This window comes from Blastococcus sp. SYSU D01042 (assembly GCF_054050515.1).
This window is the reverse complement of the sequence record NZ_JBJGZM010000008.1, coordinates 129,390-146,570: the sequence shown is the minus strand read 5'-3', so window position 1 is coordinate 146,570 and position 17,181 is coordinate 129,390. Positions and strand designations below refer to the sequence as shown.

At 75.8% G+C, this 17,181-nt stretch carries 17 protein-coding genes; 8 read left to right on the top strand and 9 right to left on the bottom strand.

What is annotated here, in order from left to right; genetic code table 11:
- Positions 1-18: 18 nt before the first annotated feature.
- The 5 genes from ACI79H_RS15600 (at position 19) to ACI79H_RS15580 (ending at position 5,163) form a co-directional block, all read left to right on the top strand.
- Positions 19-1,065: an MBL fold metallo-hydrolase gene (locus ACI79H_RS15600; protein WP_456555321.1), complete on the top strand. Its 1,047-nt coding sequence runs from the start codon at positions 19-21 to the stop codon at positions 1,063-1,065.
- Positions 1,044-1,649, top strand: a complete 606-nt coding sequence (locus ACI79H_RS15595) for a uridine kinase family protein (protein WP_456555320.1) — start codon at positions 1,044-1,046, stop codon at positions 1,647-1,649. Before ACI79H_RS15600 ends, ACI79H_RS15595 begins: the two co-directional genes overlap by 22 nt.
- 113 nt (positions 1,650-1,762) lie before the next feature.
- Positions 1,763-2,497 (top strand): GAF domain-containing protein, encoded by a 735-nt coding sequence (locus tag ACI79H_RS15590; protein ID WP_456555319.1) that lies wholly within the window; start codon positions 1,763-1,765, stop codon positions 2,495-2,497.
- Positions 2,494-3,927: a PP2C family protein-serine/threonine phosphatase gene (locus ACI79H_RS15585; protein ID WP_456555318.1), complete on the top strand. Its 1,434-nt coding sequence runs from the start codon at positions 2,494-2,496 to the stop codon at positions 3,925-3,927. The genes ACI79H_RS15590 and ACI79H_RS15585 overlap by 4 nt, the downstream gene beginning before the upstream one ends.
- A gap of 111 nt (positions 3,928-4,038) precedes the next feature.
- The gene (locus tag ACI79H_RS15580; RefSeq protein ID WP_456555317.1) at positions 4,039-5,163 is read left to right on the top strand and encodes a uroporphyrinogen-III synthase; all 1,125 of its coding nucleotides are present in this window, start codon (positions 4,039-4,041) and stop codon (positions 5,161-5,163) included.
- Positions 5,164-5,170: 7 nt separating this feature from the next.
- Here ACI79H_RS15580 and ACI79H_RS15575 read toward each other — a convergent pair whose 3' ends face one another.
- Genes ACI79H_RS15575 through ACI79H_RS15565 form a run of 3 tightly spaced genes read right to left on the bottom strand, consistent with a single transcriptional unit; the run spans position 5,171 to position 7,143 of the window.
- The gene (locus ACI79H_RS15575; protein WP_456555316.1) at positions 5,171-5,743 is read right to left on the bottom strand and encodes a GNAT family N-acetyltransferase; all 573 of its coding nucleotides are present in this window, start codon (positions 5,741-5,743) and stop codon (positions 5,171-5,173) included.
- Positions 5,744-5,764: 21 nt separating this feature from the next.
- Positions 5,765-6,085 (bottom strand): hypothetical protein, encoded by a 321-nt coding sequence (locus ACI79H_RS15570; RefSeq protein WP_456555315.1) that lies wholly within the window; start codon positions 6,083-6,085, stop codon positions 5,765-5,767.
- Complete coding sequence (locus tag ACI79H_RS15565; protein ID WP_456555314.1) at positions 6,046-7,143, bottom strand: MFS transporter; 1,098 nt, start codon at positions 7,141-7,143, stop codon at positions 6,046-6,048. The genes ACI79H_RS15570 and ACI79H_RS15565 overlap by 40 nt, the downstream gene beginning before the upstream one ends.
- A gap of 146 nt (positions 7,144-7,289) precedes the next feature.
- On the opposite strand from ACI79H_RS15565, the gene ACI79H_RS15560 reads away from it, so the two are divergent.
- Positions 7,290-8,084, top strand: a complete 795-nt coding sequence (locus ACI79H_RS15560) for a hypothetical protein (protein ID WP_456555313.1) — start codon at positions 7,290-7,292, stop codon at positions 8,082-8,084.
- Here ACI79H_RS15560 and ACI79H_RS15555 read toward each other — a convergent pair.
- Together ACI79H_RS15555 and ACI79H_RS15550 are read right to left on the bottom strand one after the other, a co-directional pair.
- A complete protein-coding gene (locus tag ACI79H_RS15555) occupies positions 8,070-8,735 on the bottom strand; it encodes a class I SAM-dependent methyltransferase (RefSeq protein WP_456555312.1) in 666 nt (221 codons plus the stop codon). The two genes, ACI79H_RS15560 and ACI79H_RS15555, sit on opposite strands and share 15 nt — an antisense overlap.
- Positions 8,732-9,679, bottom strand: coding sequence for an NAD(P)/FAD-dependent oxidoreductase (locus tag ACI79H_RS15550; RefSeq protein ID WP_456555311.1), 948 nt, complete (start codon positions 9,677-9,679; stop codon positions 8,732-8,734). The genes ACI79H_RS15555 and ACI79H_RS15550 overlap by 4 nt, the downstream gene beginning before the upstream one ends.
- 68 nt (positions 9,680-9,747) lie before the next feature.
- Here ACI79H_RS15550 and ACI79H_RS15545 point away from each other — a divergent pair, with 68 nt between their 5' ends.
- Positions 9,748-10,344, top strand: a complete 597-nt coding sequence (locus ACI79H_RS15545; RefSeq protein WP_456555310.1) for a helix-turn-helix domain-containing protein — start codon at positions 9,748-9,750, stop codon at positions 10,342-10,344.
- On the opposite strand, the gene ACI79H_RS15540 is transcribed toward ACI79H_RS15545, so the two are convergent.
- Positions 10,326-11,120, bottom strand: coding sequence for an AraC family transcriptional regulator (locus ACI79H_RS15540; RefSeq protein ID WP_456555309.1), 795 nt, complete (start codon positions 11,118-11,120; stop codon positions 10,326-10,328). The genes ACI79H_RS15545 and ACI79H_RS15540 overlap by 19 nt on opposite strands.
- Before the next feature lie 50 nt (positions 11,121-11,170).
- Here ACI79H_RS15540 and ACI79H_RS15535 point away from each other — a divergent pair, with 50 nt between their 5' ends.
- On the top strand, positions 11,171-11,629 hold the full coding sequence (locus tag ACI79H_RS15535) for a DUF2000 family protein (protein WP_456555308.1): 459 nt from the start codon (positions 11,171-11,173) through the stop codon (positions 11,627-11,629).
- A gap of 56 nt (positions 11,630-11,685) precedes the next feature.
- Here the strand turns inward: ACI79H_RS15535 and ACI79H_RS15530 are convergent, their stop codons facing one another.
- From ACI79H_RS15530 to ACI79H_RS15520, 3 genes are read right to left on the bottom strand one after another with little or no spacing between them, the layout of a single operon-like run.
- Entirely contained in the window at positions 11,686-12,012 is a 327-nt protein-coding gene (locus ACI79H_RS15530; protein WP_456555307.1) for a Rieske (2Fe-2S) protein, read from the bottom strand.
- Positions 12,009-14,528 carry a nitrite reductase large subunit NirB gene (gene nirB, locus ACI79H_RS15525; RefSeq protein WP_456555306.1) on the bottom strand — a complete coding sequence of 840 codons (2,520 nt, stop codon included), beginning with the start codon at positions 14,526-14,528 and terminating at the stop codon, positions 12,009-12,011. Before nirB ends, ACI79H_RS15530 begins: the two co-directional genes overlap by 4 nt.
- Complete coding sequence (locus tag ACI79H_RS15520; protein WP_456555305.1) at positions 14,528-17,119, bottom strand: molybdopterin oxidoreductase family protein; 2,592 nt, start codon at positions 17,117-17,119, stop codon at positions 14,528-14,530. The genes nirB and ACI79H_RS15520 overlap by 1 nt, the downstream gene beginning before the upstream one ends.
- Between the last annotated feature and the right edge of the window lie 62 nt (positions 17,120-17,181).

Genomic DNA, 17,181 nt, shown 5'->3' with positions numbered 1-17,181 from the left:
GCTGGCAGAGTGCCGGTCGTGGAGATCACCGGCACCGCCCAGCACGCCGCCTGGCAGGCCCGGGCGCTGCCCCCGGTCGAGCAGCTGCGGGCCGACCTGTGGTCGATCCCCGTGCCGATCCCGCACAACCCGCTGCGCTACAACAGCATCTACGCCTTCGCCCTCGACGGCGGCGGGCTCGGGCTGATCGACACCGGCTGGGGCAGCGACGAGGCGTGGGCGGCGCTGACCGCCGGCCTGGCCGCGGTCGGCGGCGACGTCTCCGACGTCCGCGGCGCGCTGGTCACCCACCTGCACTTCGACCACCTGGGGCTGGCCGGCCGGGTCCGCGAGGCCAGCGGCGCGTGGATCGCCATGCACCCCGCCGACGCCACCGCCGTCCAGGGTCTGACCACCTCGGGCGCGCAGCACGCCGTCGACACCGAGGTGGAGTTCCTCGTCGGCCTGGGCGCGGACCGGGCCGAGGCGGTCTCCGACGTCGGCCCCGCCGACAACTTCGGCGCCTGGACGACGATGGCGGTGCCGGACCGGCTGATCGAGGACGGCGAGCACGCCGACTTCCCCGGCTGGCGGCTGCGGGCCGTGCACACCCCGGGGCACACCCCCGGCCACCTCTGCTTCGCCGAGGAGGACGCCCGCCTGCTCTTCTCCGGCGACCACGTCCTCCCCCGCATCAGCCCGAACATCTCGACCAACGTCCGTGCCGGGGACCCGCTCCGCGACTACCTGGACTCCCTCGCCGCCGTCCGCGACCTCGACCCGGCCGAGGTGCTGCCCGCGCACGAGTGGCGCTTCCGCGGGCTGGCCGACCGGGTCGACTCGCTGACCGCCCACCACGAGCACCGCCTCGAGGAGCTGCTCGCCGCGATCGCGACGCACCCGCGTTCGACGCCCTGGCAGCTGGCCGCCCACCTCACCTGGTCCCGGCCGTGGGAGCAGTACGAGCGGCGGATGCGGATCTTCGCCGTCACCGAGACCGACGCCCACCTGCGGCTGCTGGCCAGCCGCGGCCTGGTCGTCGGCAGCGGCGGACCGGTGCCGACGTGGACCCTGGCCGCCCGCTGACCTTCACCGGGCTGGCCGCGGACCTACTCGGCGCCGGCCCGCTGCTGGGCCGCACGCGGCTGGTCTGCGTCGACGGCCCGGCCGGCTCGGGCAAGACCACGTTCGCCGGCCGGCTGGTCGCGGCACTGGCGGGCGACGCCGAGCTGGTCCACATGGACGACCTCTACGCCGGCTGGACGCTGACCGGCGCGGTCGCCCGCCTGGAGGCCGGGGTCCTGGGTCCGCTCGCCGCGGGCCGGGCGGGCGGGTACCACCGCTACGACTGGGGAGCCGGCCGCTTCGCCCCCGAACCTGTGCCGGTCCGCGCGGCGCCGGTGCTGGTCGTCGAGGGGTGCGGCAGCTCGCCCCGCCGGCTGGACCCGTGGACGACGCTGCGCGTCTGGGTGGAGGCGCCCGACGAGCTGCGGGTCGCTCGCGGCCTCGCCCGGGACGGGGACGCGATGGCGCCGCACTGGCACCGCTGGCTGGCCACCGAGGCGGTCGAGTTCGCCCGCGAGGGCACCCGCCGCCGGGCGGACCTGCTGGTCGACGGCACCGCCGGTGGGGCCGGCGACGGCTACGTCCCGCTCCCGGAGCGGCGCTGATCCGGGAGCGCCGCAGGTTTGGCGCGGGGTGGTTCTGCGCACCGCTCTCCCAGGACCGCGCCGGTCGAGCACCCGGCACGGCGCGATCCGGACCAGGAGGGCGTCTCGCCGCCATGAGCCGAGCCGCACGAACCGATCTCCCGCTGGCCGACGAGCTGGCCGGGGTCTTCGCACGCATGTCCGGCCTCCTGCTCACCGAGGAGACCGTCGATACCTCGCTGAGCGTCCTCAGCGCGCTGGCCCACGAGACGGTGCCCGGCTCCTGCGGGGCGGGCGTCTCGATCATCGAGGCCCGCAGACGCACGTCCGCCGGCTCGACCGACGACCGGGTGCGCGAGGCCGACGGCCTGCAGTACGAGCTCGACGAGGGCCCGTGCCTGGCGGCGACCGAGCAGCGCGAGCTGGTCGTGGTCGAGGACGTCCGGCGCGACCGCCGCTGGCCGCGCTGGGCCGAGGCCGTCGCGCCGCTGGAGCTGGGGTCGGCCCTGAGCGCGCCCCTGGTCGCGGGGGACCACGCGCTCGGTGCCATCAAGGTCTACGCCGACCACCCGGGCGCCTTCGACGACCGCAGCCGGCAGCTGCTCACGCTGTTCTCGGCCCAGGCCGCGCTGCTCGTCGCGAACGTGCGCTCCCACGAGCGCGCGGAGCGGCTCAGCGACGGGATGCGCCGGGCGGTGGGCGACCGGGACCTCATCAACGTGGCCAAGGGCGTGCTCATCGGCCGGCACGGGATGGACGAGGAGGCGGCCCAGCGCATGCTGGTCGCCCGCAGCCTGGAGCAGGGGGTCCCCCTCGCCGACGCCGCGCGGAAGGTGCTCGCTGCCGCCGGCCGCCGGCGGCACTCGTGACCGAAGAGGTGCAGCGATCGGCCCTGGCAGCGGGTTACGGGCGCGCCGAGCTCACGCTCGAGCAGCTGTGGATGCGCTACTTCGCCCTGGGCGGTACCGCCGACCTCACCGACGTCGACGGCTACCTGCACGGCCTGGCGGGCCTGCCCGCGAACCAGCACGACCTGCTGGCGCACGCGGTCAACGAGCGCCTCGACGAGCTCTTCACCCGTCACCGGGTGCCCTACCTCGCTCCCGTCCGGCAGCGGCCGTCGACCACCGGGACACCGGCCGCCCTGGTCACGCTCCTGGAGGCGGCCGGCGCCGTGCCGCCCGAGCGGCTGCCGGCGCTGGCCACCGAGGCCGGCCGCCTGCTGGACGTCGACGTGACGGTGCACCGCATCGACCACGAGCAGCGCTGCCTGGTCCGGCTGGGCCCTCCGGGCGCTCCCGGCCGCCGCCGGCAGGGCGTCGAGAGCACGATGGCCGGCCGGGCGTTCCGTGCCGTCCAGATGGTCGTCTCCGACCGGGACGACCGGCCCCGCCTCTGGGTGCCCCTGCTCGACGGTGCCGACCGGCTGGGTGTGCTCGAGGTGCGCGTGGGTTCCCGCGAGTTCCTGCACGACCCCGCGCTGCGCGAGCAGTGCTGGCTGCTCGCCTCGCTCCTCGGGCACCTCCTCGTCTCCATGGAGGCCTACGGGGACGACCTCGAGCGCCCGCGCCGCACCCGTGAGATGAAGCCGTCGGCCGAGCTCGTCTGGCAGCAGCTCCCCCCGCTCACGGCCGCGACGGACACGTTCGAGCTCGCCGGCCGGCTGGAGCCCAGCTACGACGTCGGCGGTGACGCCTTCGACTACGCGCTGTCCGAGCGGACCGTCTCCCTCGCGGTCTTCGACGCCGTGGGGCACGGCATCCAGGCGGCGCTCATGGCCGCGGCCACCCTCGCCGCGTACCGGAGCGCCCGCCGCGACGGCCGGAGCGTCTTCGACCAGGCCCGCACCGTCGACGACGTGGTGTCCGGGACCTTCCCCGGCAGCGCGTTCGTCACCGGCGTGATCGCCGAGCTGGACACCGGGTCCGGGCGGCTGCGCTACGTCAACGCCGGGCACCCCGCCCCCCTGCTGCTCCGCGACGGCCGGCTGGTCAAGGAGCTCGGCGGCGGGCGCCGCGTGCCCTTCGGCCTGGACACCTCCGGCCTCACCGTCGCGGAGGAGGTGCTGGAACCGGGCGACTGGCTCGCGCTCTACACCGACGGCATCGTCGAGGCACGCGACGCCGCGGGGGCCTGGTTCGGCGAGCCCCGGCTCGCGGAGTTCCTGCGGCGCGCGATCGCCGGCGGGCAGCCGGCCGCCGAGACGGTCCGCCGGCTCACCTCCGCCGTCCTCGAGCACCAGGGCGGGCTGCTGCAGGACGACGCCTCGGTGCTGCTGGCCCGCTGGAAGCGGCCGTGAGCCTCGTCACCGGAGCACCTCCGGGGGTCGTGCCGTACACATCCCCGTAACGCCGGGACCGCACCATGGGCGGGCACCGGGCCGAGGGGGACGCGTGACCGAGGGGCAGATGTGACCGAGCTCGACCAGGGACCGGCGGCGCCGGCCGAGCTCCCGCTGGCCGGCTACACGGTGGCGGTGACCGCGGCCCGCCGCAAGGAGGAGCTGGGCGCGCTGCTGGACCGGCGCGGGGCCCGCGTCGTCTACGCGCCGGCGATCCGGATCGTGCCGCTGTCCGACGACACGGAGCTGGTGGCGGCCACCCGGCGGGTGCTCGAGCACCCGGTCGACCTCGTCGTCGCGACCACCGGGGTGGGCTTCCGCGGCTGGCTGGAGGCCGCCGACGCCTGGGACCTCCCGCTGGTCGAGCACCTGCGGCCGGCCCGGGTCCTGGCCCGCGGGCCCAAGGCCCGGGGCGCCATCCGCGGCGGCGGGCTGGTGGACGCCTGGTCACCGGAGTCGGAGTCCTCGGCCGAGGTCCTGGCCCACCTGCTGTCGGGCGCCGAGGGTCCGCTCGGGGGTCGCCGGATCGCCGTCCAGCTGCACGGGGACCCGCTGCCCGACCTGGTCGCCGGGCTGCGCGCGACCGGCGCCGAGGTGCTGACCGTCCCGGTCTACCGCTGGGTGCTGCCCGAGGACGTCGGCCCGGTGCGCCGGCTGGTGGGGTCGGTGGTGGCCGGTGCGGTGGACGCGGTGACCTTCACCAGCGCCCCGGCCGCGGCCAGCCTGCTCGCGGTCGCCGACGAGCTGGGCCTCCGCGAGGAGCTGGTCGCGGCGCTGCGCGACCGGGTGCTGGCCGTGGCGGTCGGGGTGGTCACCGCCGGACCGCTGGAGGCGGCGGGGATCCCGACGCGGCAGCCCGAGCGGGCCCGGCTGGGCGCGCTGGCTCGCGAGGTCGTCGCCCGGCTGCCCGAGCGCGACCCGGTGCTGGCCGTGGGCGGGCACGCGCTGCAGGTGCGCGGGGACGCCGCCGTCGTCGACGGTCGGGTGGTGGAGCTCGCGCCCGGTCCGATCGGTGTGCTGCGGGCGCTCGCGCGCCAGCCGGGCGCGGTGGTCCCGCGCAGCGAGCTGGTCGGGTCCCTGCCCGGTGGCGGGGACGAGCACGCCGTCGAGATGGCGGTGGCGCGCCTGCGGGCGGCGCTGGGGGCGCCGCTGGTCGCCACCGTGGTGAAGCGCGGCTACCGGCTCGCCGTCTGAACCGGGGTCACCGCAGGTCCAGCCGCATGAGCACGCGCGGGAAGCCGCCGGTCACCGACTGCGTGTCGGCGGCCTTGGTGAACCCGGCCCGCTCGAACAGCGCGCGGGTGCCGACGTAGGCCGAGGTCAGGTCGACCGTCCGGCCCTCGTTGTCGACCGGATAGCCCTCGACCGCCGGCGCGCCGTGGCCACGGGCGAACTCCACGGCGCCCCGGACCAGGGAGTGGCTGATGCCGGTGCCGCGGTGCCCGGGCCGCACCCGGATGCACCACAGCGCCCAGACGTCGAGGTCGTCGACGTGCGGGATCCTCCGGTTGCGGGCGAAGTTGGTGTCCGCCCGCGGGTGGATCGCCGCCCAGCCGACCACCTCGTCGCCGTCGTAGGCGAGCACGCCCGGCGGCGGGTCCTCGGCGAGGAGTTGCCGCACCCGCTCGCCGCGTGCCGGGCCCACCAGCGAGGCGTTCTCCCGCGACGGGAGCCGGTAGCTCAGGCACCAGCAGACGTTGGCGTCCGGCCGCTTCGGGCCGACCATCGTCGCGACGTCGTCGAACGCGCTCGCCGGGCGGACCTCGATCGCCATGCCGCGCATCGTGGCACCACGTCACACCCGGTGGGCGGCTCCCGGGCGCAGGTAGACGGCCCAGGTCACGGCGACGCAGACGACGTAGAACCCGATGAACACCAGGTAGGCGGAGTCCCCGGTGCCGGTGGTCATGAACGACTGCCGGAACGCGAGGTTGACCAGCACCCCGCCGAACGCGCCCACCGCCCCGGCGATGCCGATCAGCGCCCCGGACATCCGCAGCGCGTGCCGGTCGGCGGCGTCGGCGTCCCCGCCCTCGGCGACCCGCTGGAGCGCCTGCGACCGGAAGATCGCCGGGATCATCTTGTACGTCGACCCGTTGCCCAGGCCGCTGAGCACGAACAGCAGCCGACGACGAACAGCGGCAGCGAGCCCACCTGGCTGGCGCTCCACACCACCAGGGCGCCGCCGGCCATCGCGACGAAGTTCCAGCACGTGATCCGCGCCCCGCCGAAGCGGTCGGCCAGCACGCCCCCGACCGGCCGGATCAGCGACCCGAGCAGCGGCCCCAGCCAGGTGAGCGACGCGGCGGCCAGCGGGGTGGCGAAGGAGCCGGTGAACTGGTTCTGCAGCACCTGCCCGAAGGCGAAGCCGAACCCGATGAACGAGCCGAAGGTGCCGATGTAGAGGAAGGACATGATCCAGGTGTGCGGCTCGCGGGTCGCCTCGCGCATCGCCCGCGGCTGGTTGCGCGCCGTCGTCAGGTTGTCCATGACCAGCGCCGCGCCGACGGCGGCGGCGACGATCAGCGGGATGTAGACGACCAGGATCAGCCGGGGGTGCTCGGCACCGGCGGTGGCCAGCACCAGCAGGCCGAGCAGCTGCACGACGGGGACGCCGAGATTGCCGCCGCCGGCGTTGAGGCCGAGCGCCCAGCCCTTGAGCCGGTCGGGGTAGAAGGCGTTGATGTTCGCCATGGAGCTCGCGAAGTTGCCGCCGCCCACGCCGGCCAGGCAGGAGACGAACAGCAGCGTGCCGAAGGAGACACCGGGCTCCAGCACGACCGCGGTGGCGATGGTGGGCACCAGCAGCAGCGCGGCGCTGACGATCGTCCAGTTCCGCCCGCCGAACCGGGCGACGGCGAAGGTGTAGGGCAGCCGGACGGCCGCGCCCAGCGCCGTCGGCAGGGTGGTGAGCAGGAACTTGCCGGCCGGGTCGATCCCGAACACCGGCTCGGGCAGGAAGAGCACCAGCACCGACCACAGGCTCCAGATCGAGAAGCCGATGTGCTCGCTGAAGACGGAGAAGAACAGGTTGCGGCGGGCGACCCGCTTGCCCGTCGTCTCCCAGAACCCCGGCTCCTCCGGCCGCCAGTCGTCGATCCACCTCCCGCGCCGGGACGGGGTGGGTGTCGGGGCGGTGGACGGCGCGGGCGTCGCGCGGGTCGGTGCGGCCATGCGGGAACGGTGGCCGCCGTTCGTTTCGCCGGCGTCGCCGTCGGCGTGATCTCGTGTTCCGTTCCGCTCACCGGCGCTGCCCCGCTGTGGTGAGGCGGCGACCGCCGGGCGTGCGCGACCGGTGCCCGGACGGAGATGATCACCCGGTGACCGCCTCCGAGGAGACCGCCGAGCTGCCCGGCCGCACGCTGATCGAGCAGGGCGCCCCGGTGGCCGGCTCCATGAGCCGGGCGGCCGCCACCGTGGTCTTCGAGCCCTCGGCCGCCGTGGTGCAGGTGCACGAGCGCTTCGCCGCGAGCCTGCGCACCGTGGCCACCGGGGCCGCCGCGCTGCCGGTGCCCCGCGAGCGGGTCCGCGCCGGCGCGGTGCTCGCCTTCGCCGTCGAGTACGCGGCCACCCAGCACCGCGCCGGCCGCCCCGCCCGGGACGACGGCTGGTTCTCCGCCCGCCCCGGCGGCCGGCCGGCGGCGGAGGACGTCGCCGAGGCGGTGGTCGCGGCGGCCCGGCGGTCGGCCGACGAGCGACGGGTCCGCCACCTCGGCTACCTGCTCGCCGAGGTCGCCTGCTCCCCCGAGCTGGACGCCGAGGTCGCCGGCCGGGCCCTCCGGCTGACCGACGGGCTCGGCTGGCGGCAGCTCGGGCTGCTGGCGGCCGTGGGCCGCCGCGACCGCACGCCCCTGCCCATGGCCCCGCTGCCCGACGAGCCGACGGGTTGGTCGGAGTGGGCCGCCCGCGAGGACGTCGCCGACCTGCAGCGCGCCGGCCTGCTCGACCCGCCGGCCGCCGCGCCCCGGACGGGCGCGACGCTGCCGCGGCTGCGCGCGGCCGACCTGCGGCTCACCCGGCGCGGCGTGCTGCTGCACCGGCTGCTGGCGCTGGACCTGCTGCACGAGGACGCCGTCACCGGGGCCCTCGCCGCGCTGGGCCTACCGCGCTCCTGACCTCCGCCGGGCCACCAGGACGGTGTCCGGGACGGGGTTCCCGGTGCGCTCGGCCGCGCCGGGGTCGCGGTCGCGCGTCCCGGTGACGACGTCGGCCCACCCGGCCGGGTCGAGCACCGCGGCGACGTCCTCGGCGCTGTAGAGCGCGCCCGCCTCGTGGGCGTGCGCGTGCCCGTGCCCCCACCGCTCGCCGTGCTGGTGACCGACCACGAGCAGCGTCCCGCCCGGGGCGACCGCGGCGGCCAGCCGCCGGAAGAGCCCCTGGCGGTCGGCGAAGGTCGCGTGCAGGTAGTGCGCGGTCACCAGGTCGAAGGCTCCCTCCGGCGGCGTCCACTCCTCGAGGTCCTCGTGCCGCCACGCGATCCGGTCGCCGAGCAGCAGCTCGGCCGCCTTCGCCGCCCCCCGGCCCAGGGCGACCGGGGAGAAGTCGACGGCGGTGACCTGCCAGCCGCGGGCGGCCAGCCAGAGGGCGTCGCCGCCCTCGCCGGCACCGGCGTCGAGGGCCGTGCCGGGTGCCAGGCCGGTCGCCTCGACGACCAGCTGGTGGTTCGGCCGGCCGGTCCACACGGCGGGCGCGGAGCGGTACAGCTCGTCGTAGGCGTCCCGGGTGACGGCGGGCTGCCGGGCGGCGCCGTGCTCGTGCACGCTCACGCCGCCACGCCCCGCGCAGCGGACACCGCGCGGGCGGTGTCCTCCTCGACCAGGTCCATGTTGATCATCGCTCCGGCCTTGAGCCCCTGGGCCGCGGCCACGATCACCTGGGCGCTGAGGTCGCCGGCGTTGCCGGCCACCCAGACGCCGGGGGCCTCGGTGCGGCCGGTCGGGTCGGCGGGCAGGTAGCTGCCGACGACGGCGCCGTTCACCTCCATCGGCACCGGCGTCACGCCGAGCCCGACCAGCAGCTCGGCGTTGGCCACCATCCGCGTCGTCACCACGACCGCGTCGCGCGCCACCAGCTCGCCGTCGGCCAGCCGCACGTCGGCAGCGCCCTCCAGGCCGCGCACCTCGGTGCGCACGACGCGGACCCCGCGGGCGGCCAGCCGCTCGAGCTCCTGCTCGGTCGGCTCCGCACCGGTGTGCACGAAGAGCACCACGTCGTCGGTCCACTGCCGCCACAGCGTCGCCGCGTGCACGCCCATCGGGCCGGTGCTCACGATGCCCACCGCGCGGTCGCGGGTCTCCCACCCGTGGCAGTAGGGGCAGTGCAGCACGGTGCTCCCCCACCGCTCGACCACGCCGGGCAGGTCCGGGAGGTCGTCGGCCAGCCCGCCGGCCAGCAGCACCCGCCGGCCGTGCACGGCGGCGCCGCCCTCCAGGTCGAGGCGGAAGCCGCCCTCCTCCCGGGCCAGCCCGGTCACCCGGCCGGGGCGCACCGTCGCCCCGTAGCCCTCCACCTCGGCCCGGCCGAGGGCGTACAGCTCGGCGGGCGGGGTGCCCTCCCGGCCGAGGTAGTTGTGCACGTGCCCCGCCGGTGCGTTGCGGGGCTCCCCGGCGTCCACCACCAGCACGCTGCGGCGGGCGCGGGCCAGGGTGAGCGCTCCGCTCAGCCCCGCCGCGCCGCCGCCGATGACCACCACGTCGTATCGCTCGTCCATGCCGACCACTGTCGGCCCGATCTGGCCGAGGCGGCAACCACCTTTGCCGGGATGGCAAACTGGTCGCCATGAGCGACGACGACGTCCTGAAGGACGTGGGCCCCCGGCTGCGCGCGCTGCGGACCGAGCGCGGGGCCACCCTGACCGACGTCGCCGGGACGACCGGCATCTCGGTGAGCACGCTGTCCCGGCTGGAGTCCGGCGGGCGCCGGCCCACCCTCGAGCTGCTCCTGCCGCTGGCCCGGACCTACGGCGTGGCCATCGACGACCTCGTGGACACCCCGGCACCGGCGGACCCGCGGGTGCACGGGCGGCCCATCCAGCGCGAGGACGGCATGACGATGGTGCCGCTGACCCGCCAGGCCGGCGGGCTGCAGGCGCACAAGATGATCCTGCCGGCCCGTTTCCGGGTGCAGGAGACCGACCAGAAGACCCACGAGGGCTACGAATGGCTCTACGTGCTGTCCGGCCGCATCCGGCTGCTGCTCGGCGCGCGCGACTTCGTGCTGGGTGCCGGCGAGGTGGTCGAGTTCGACACCCGGGTGCCGCACACCTTCTCCAACCCGTTCCCGGAGCCGGCCGAGGGGCTGGTGCTGTTCGGGCCGCAGGGCGAGCGGATGCACGTCCGCGCCCGCCCGGCGAGCGCTCAGCCCGACCGGGCGTAGGCCACCGGCGTCGTCGCCAGCATGCGGCGGAAGTGCCGGGTCAGGTGCGGCTGGTCGTGGAACCCGACGGCGAGCGCCACCTCGGCGGCGGGGACGCCGTCGAGCAGCAGCCGGCGGGCGCGGTCGATCCGCCGGCCGGTCAGGTAGCGGTGCGGTGGCAGACCGTGCCGCCGCGTGAAGGCGCGCACCAGGTGGGTCGGCGTCACGCCGAAGCGGGCCGCGGCCTCGCCCAGGTCGACCCCGTCGGCCACCCGGGCGTCCAGCAGCTCCCGCAGGCCGTCCGCGACCCGGGCGTCGCGCACGGCCGGTGCGGGCGCGACGGCCCGGTCCAGGTGCTGGCCCAGCCGCTCCAGCACGAACGCCAGCCGGCTCTGCGCCTCCAGCTCCTCGGTGCGGGGGCGCAGCGCCGCGTGCAGGTGCGAGATCCGGTCGCGCAGCACGTCGTCGGCGAACGCCGGGGAGTCGACGGCCGGGCCGACCCGGTCCGTCCCCAGCGTGCCGGGCTCCAGGTAGAGCACCCGCTTGCGGAACCCGCCGGGGAACTGCGACCGCCCGTCGTGCGGCACCCCCGGCGGCAGCAGCGTGACCGCCGCGGCCGAGGCGCCGTGCGGATGCCGGTCGAGGTCGTACCGGACGGCGCCGGAGTCGACGAGCAGCAGCGTCCAGGCGTCGTGGGTGTGCGCCGGGTAGGCGTGGTCGGTGAACCGGGCGTGCAGCACCTCGGTCAGCCCCGGCACCGCGGGGCGCCAGGCCACCACCTCGGCCGGGCCAGTCACGTCAGGAACGTACAAGACGCCGGCGTCGCGACGGCCGCACGCTGACCTCCGTGACGACCGCGCAGACGACCTCCGTCCCCGCAACCGCCGAACCCGGCCCGCCGTGGCCGACCAAGATCGTCGTGCTGCTCCGCGAGGGGCTGCTGCCGTGGCAGGCGCTCAACGTGACGGCGTTCCTGTCGAGCGCGGTGGCCGCCGCGATCCCCGAGCTGATCGGCCGTCCCTACGAGGACGCAGACGGCACCGGCTACCTGGCCATGATCCGGCAGCCGGTGCTGGTCATGACCGGGGGCGCCGAGGTGCTCGCGAGCGCCCGTGCCCGCTCGCTGCAGCGGAACCTCCCGACGGCGGTGTTCACCGCCGACCTGTTCGCCACCGGCGGCGACGCGGAGAACCGGGCGGCGGTGCGGGCGGTGGCCGGGGCCGACCTGGACCTGGTCGGGCTCGCGCTGCACGGGCCGAAGAACGCCGTCGACAAGGTGGTGAAGGGCGCCCGCATGCACCCCTGACCCCCGCGTCCTGCTCCTCCGCAGAAAAGCGTCCTGCTCTTCCGCGGAGAAGCGGCTCAGACGGTGACGACGAGGTCGCCGTCCCGCTCGCGCACGGGGAACAGCCGCAGCGGGCCGGCGCCGCCGGACGAGCTGCCGTCGGACCACCGGTAGGCGTAGAGGTGCAGCGGGCAGACCAGCACGTCGACGTCGGTCTGCCCGTCGGCCAACGGGCCGCCGGCGTGCGGGCAGGCCGCCTGCGTGGCGTGCAGGGAGCCGTCGCGCAGCCGGAACACGGCCACCTGCACCCCGCCGGCGACGAAGGCGCGCCCCTCCCCCACCGGGACGTCGTCGAGCGGGCCCACCACGTGCTCGACCGCGAGCCGCTCCTCGGTGAGGCTCATCGGACCGGCACCTGCGGCAGCGCGACCAGCGGCAGGGCGGGCCGGAACTGGCCCGGCGTCGCCGGCTCGGCGGCGTCCTGGCCCCACGGGTCGGTGTAGGCGTCGATCGAGCGCTGGATGCCGGCGTCCAGCTCGGCGCAGGCGGCCTCGTCGTCCAGCACCGCGCGGATGGCGTCCAGCCCGACCCGGGGCACGAAGTCGTAGGTGCGCTCGAGCCAGTTGGCGTTCTCGCGGTAGTGCTGCAGGAACCGTCCGGTCAGCGTCATCACCTCCGCGGCCGAGCCGACGGTCGCGAGCAGGTCGCCCTTGCGCACGGTCGCGCCCGCGGCACCACCGACGTACACCTCCCACCGCCCGCTGCCGACGGCGACGACGCCGACGTCCTTGACGTAGGCCTCCGCGCAGTTCCGCGGGCAGCCGACGACGGCCATCTTGATCTTCGCCGGGCTCTCGATGCCCTGGAAGCGGGTCTCCAGGTCGATGCCGAGCCGGGTCGAGTCGTCCAGGCCGAACCGGCAGAAGTCGGAGCCCACGCAGGTCTTCACCGTGCGCATGCTCTTGCCGTACGCGTACCCGCTGGGCATGCCGAGGTCGGACCACATCGCCGGCAGGTCCTCCTTGCGGACGCCGAGCAGGTCGATGCGCTGGCCGCCGGTCACCTTGACCATCGGCACCTCGTACTTCTCGGCGACGTCGGCGATGCGGCGCAGCTGGGCCGGCGTGGTCACCCCGCCCTTCATCTGCGGGACCACGGAGAACGTGCCGTCGCGCTGGATGTTGGCGTGCACCCGGTCGTTGATGAACTCGCCGTCCTTCTGCGGCATGAAGTCCGAACCCCAGATCAGCTTGAGCAGCGAGGTCAGGCCCATCTTGGAGCGGGCGTCGTCCTTGCCGCCGGGCGCCAGCGCGGCGAACACCGCCGAGACGCTGCGCAGGTCCTGCGCCCGGATGGCGGCCATCAGCTCCGGTTTGGCCAGGGGGACACCCGGCACGTACCAGGAGGCGGCGGGGTCCTCGGTCACCTCGCCGTCGGCGGCCCACTCGACGACCTGCTTCACCAGCGACGTGCAGGAGCCGCAGCCCTTGCCGGCGCGGGTGCGGTCCATCACCGCGCCCACGCTGCCGCAGCCGTCGGCGACGGCGCCGCAGATGTCGCCCTTCGAGACGCCGTTGCAGTTGCACACCTGCGAGTCCGCCGGCATCTCCGCGACGCCGACCTCGGCGGCACCGTCGGAGAGGTCGACCAGCAGCCGGATCCGCTCCTCGGGGAGCGGTGCGCCGCGGTCGAACGCCTGGGTCAGGAAGGCGACCTTGCGGGTGTCGCCGAGCAGGGTGGCACCGATCAGCCGGTCGTCGCGGATGACCACCGACAGGTGCACCCCGCGCCTGGGCTCGGAGATGACGAGGAACTCGTCGTCCTCCCGCTCGGGGGTGCTCACCCCCATGACGGCGACGTCGACGCCGGCGACCTTGAGCTTGGTGGCGGTGCGGCTGCCGGTGTACTCGGCGCCGGGGTCGGTGCCGGTGAGGACGTCGGCCAGCACCTTCGCGTGCTCCCACGCCGGGGCGACCAGGCCGTAGACCGAGCCGCGGTGCTGCGCGCACTCGCCGATGGCGTAGACGTCGGGGTCGTCGGTGCGCAGCTGGTCGTCGACGACGACCGCCCGCTCGACCTCCAGCCCCGACCGGACGGCGACGTCGGTGTGCGGGCGCACCCCGGCGGCGACGACGAGCAGGTCGCACTCCAAGCGCCGGCCGTCCTCGAGGACGACGCCCTCGACGTGCTCGTCCCCCAGCACCTCGGTGGCCAGCACGTCGAGGTGGACGGTGATGCCGAGGGACTCGACGCTCTTCTCGAGGACGGCGCCCGCTTCGCGGGAGAGCTGGGCGTTCATCAGCCACGGCATCGCGTGCACGAGCTCGACATGCAGCCCGTGACCCTGGAGCGCGCGGGCCGCCTCCAGGCCGAGCAGGCCGCCGCCCATGACCACCGCGCGCCGGCAGCGGCCGGTGGCCTCGAGCATCGCCCGGGTCTCGTCGATGGTGCGGAAGCCGTGCACCCCCGGCAGCAGCGAGCCGTCCTCGCGGCGCACGCCGGTCATCGGCGGGATGAACGAGTAGCTGCCGGTGGCCAGGACCAGGTGGTCGTAGGGGATGACCGAGCCGTCGTCGGTGTGCAGCTGCTTGGCGGCGGTGTCGATCCGCTCACCGCGGACGCCGGCGCGCAGGGTCACGCCGTTGTCGGCGTACCAGTCGAGGCTGTTGAGCACGATCTCGTCCTCGTGCGCCTCCCCGGCCAGCACGGGCGAGAGCATGATCCGGTTGTAGTTGCCGTGCGGCTCGTCGCCGAGGACGGTGATGCGGAACTGCTCGTCCCCGCCGCGCTCCAGCACCTCCTCGACGAAGCGGGCGCCGGCCATTCCGTTGCCCACGACGACCAGGCGGCTCCGGGTGTCCAGGTCGTCGTCCACGTGCAGGGTCGTGACGCCGGCGGGACGTCCGCCGAGGACCCGCATCAGACCTCCACCAGCCCGAGGTCGACCACGAGCTCGCCGGTGACGCCCTTGGGCGCCGCGGCGTGCAGCTCGACCACCGAGCCGCCGGGCAGGTCCTCGACCACCCGCAGCGGCACGTGGGTGTCGGCCTTCGCCCCGATCGGGAACCAGCGCACCGGCCGGCCGTCGCGCAGCAGCAGGACGTAGACCAGCTCGCCGGTGGCGTTGCCGCCGCGGAAGTACAGCGCCTGGGCCGAGCACCCCCACGGGACGGTGTACCGCAGAGCCGGGTCCACCGGGCCGGGCTTGGCCAGCCCCTCCCCGGTGATCGGGTAGACGCCTTGCAGGAAACGGGGCGTGCTCTTCACGGTCGTGCTCCTTCTGCTCCGGGCGGGGGGCCGGGGTCGGGCGACGTCGAGCTGCTGGTGCGGGCGGGGTCGCTCACCGTCGGGCGCCGGGGCGCCGATGCGCTCCTCGGGGCCGCCGACGCGGGTGACGGCGACGGCGCAGACCTTGAAGGCCGGCATCCGCGAGGTCGGGTCCAGCGCGGGGTCGGTGAGCGCGTTGGCGCTGGAACCGCCGCCCCAGTGGAAGGGGGCGAAGACGACGTCGGGCCGGATCGCGTCGGTGACCGTGGCGTGGAAGCGGGCCCGGCCGCGGCGGGTGGCCAGCTCCACGACGTCGTCGGGGGCGATGCCCAGCCGCCGCGCGAGGTCCGGGTGCAGCTCGGCGCGCGGCGTCGGCGCGATGAGCTGCAGGCTGCGGGTCCGGCGGGTCTGGGTGCCCGACTGGTACTGCGCCAGCACCCGGCCGGTGGTGAGCACGAAGGGGTACGCGTCGTCCGTCGGCTCGTGGGCGTCCACGTGCTCGACCCGCAGGAAGCGCGCCCGCCCGTCCGGGGTGGCGAACCGCTCGGTGAACAGCCGGGGGGTCCCGGGGTGCTCGGGCGCCTCCTCCGGCGTCGCGGGGCACGGCCAGAAGACGCCGTCCTCGGCGTCGATCCGCCGGTAGCTGATGCCCGAGTAGTCCGCCGTCCCGCCGGCGCTGGCCCGCCGGAGCTCCTCGAACACCGTCTCCGGGTCGCCGCTGAAGCCGCTCGCGCCGAGCCGGGCGGCCAGGCTGGCGAGCAGCTGCAGGTCGTCCGGGACGCCGTCCGGCGGGTCGAGCGCCCGCCGGCGGCGGATGACGCGGCCCTCGAGGTTGGTCATGGTGCCGTCCTCCTCCGCCCACATGGCGCTGGGCAGGACGACGTCGGCCAGCTCGGCGGTCTCGCTGATGAAGAAGTCGCTGACGGCGAGGAAGTCCAGGTCGCCCAGCCGGCTGACCACCCGTCGGGCGTCGGGGGCGCTCACCGCGACGTTGGACGCCAGCACCAGCAGCGTCCGGACGCCGCCGTCGGTGCCGAGGGCGTCCAGCAGCTCGAAGGCGCTTCGGCCGGGCGACGGCAGCTCGTCGGGGTCGACGCCCCAGACGGCGGCGACGTGGGCGCGCGCCGCGGGGTCGGCCAGCGAGCGGTAGCCGGGCAGCTGGTCGGCCTTCTGCCCGTGCTCGCGCCCGCCCTGGCCGTTGCCCTGGCCGGTGACGGTGCCCCAGCCGGAGCCGGGCCGGCCGGGCAGCCCGAGGGCCAGCGCCAGGTTGATCCAGGCCTGCGCGGTGTCGGTGCCGCTGCGGTGCTGCTCGGCGCCCCGGGCGGTCAGGACGATCGCGCGCTCGGCCCCGGCCAGCGCGCGGACGGTGCGCCGCTGCTGCGCGACCGGCACCCCGGTGATCCGCTCCACCCGGTCCGGCCAGTGGGCGGCGACCCCGGCGCGCACGTCGTCGAAGCCGGTGGTCCGCGCCGCGACGTACTCCTCGTCGACCAGGCCCTCGGCGACCGCGATGTGCAGCAGCCCGTTGGCCAGCGCCAGATCGGTGCCCGGAAGCGGCTGCAGGTGCAGCGCCGCGTGCCGGGCGGTCGCGGTGCGCCGCGGGTCGACCACGACGTGCAGCGCACCCCGCTCGCGGCCGGCGTCGAACCACTGCATCGCCGGCGGCATCGTGTCGGCCGGGTTGGACCCGACCAGCACCACGACGTCGGCCTCGGCGATGTCCTGCAGCGGGAACGGCAGGCCGCGGTCGAGGCCGAACGCGCGGTTGGCCGCGCCGGCGGCCGAGCTCATGCAGAACCGGCCGTTGTAGTCGATGGCGCTGGTGCGCAGCGCGACGCGGGCGAACTTCCCGAACTGGTAGGCCTGCTCGTTGGTCAGCGAGCCGCCGCCGAAGCACCCGACGGCGTCGCGGCCGTGCACGCGCTGGGTGCGCTCGACCGCCGCGACGACGAGGTCGAGGGCGTCGGCCCAGGTGGCCTCCACCAGCGGGCTGCTCCGGTCGCCGGGGACGGCGCGCACCAGCGGCCGCAGCAGCCGCTCCGGGTGGTCGAGCAGCTCGGTGGACGACCAGCCCTTCGAGCACAGCCCGCCGCGGTTGGTGGGGAAGTCCAGCGGCACGAGCGTCGCCGGGCGGTCGCCGGCGGTCACCGCCATGCCGCACTGGAGCGAGCAGTAGGGGCAGTGCGTCGCCGTCGTCCGGACACCGCCGCGGACGGCGGGCTCGGGGGCGACGGCGGCGGGCACGAACCGAGCGTCGCCGCCGGTCGTTACCCCGGGCGCACGACCGCGTCAACGTCGCGTGCACA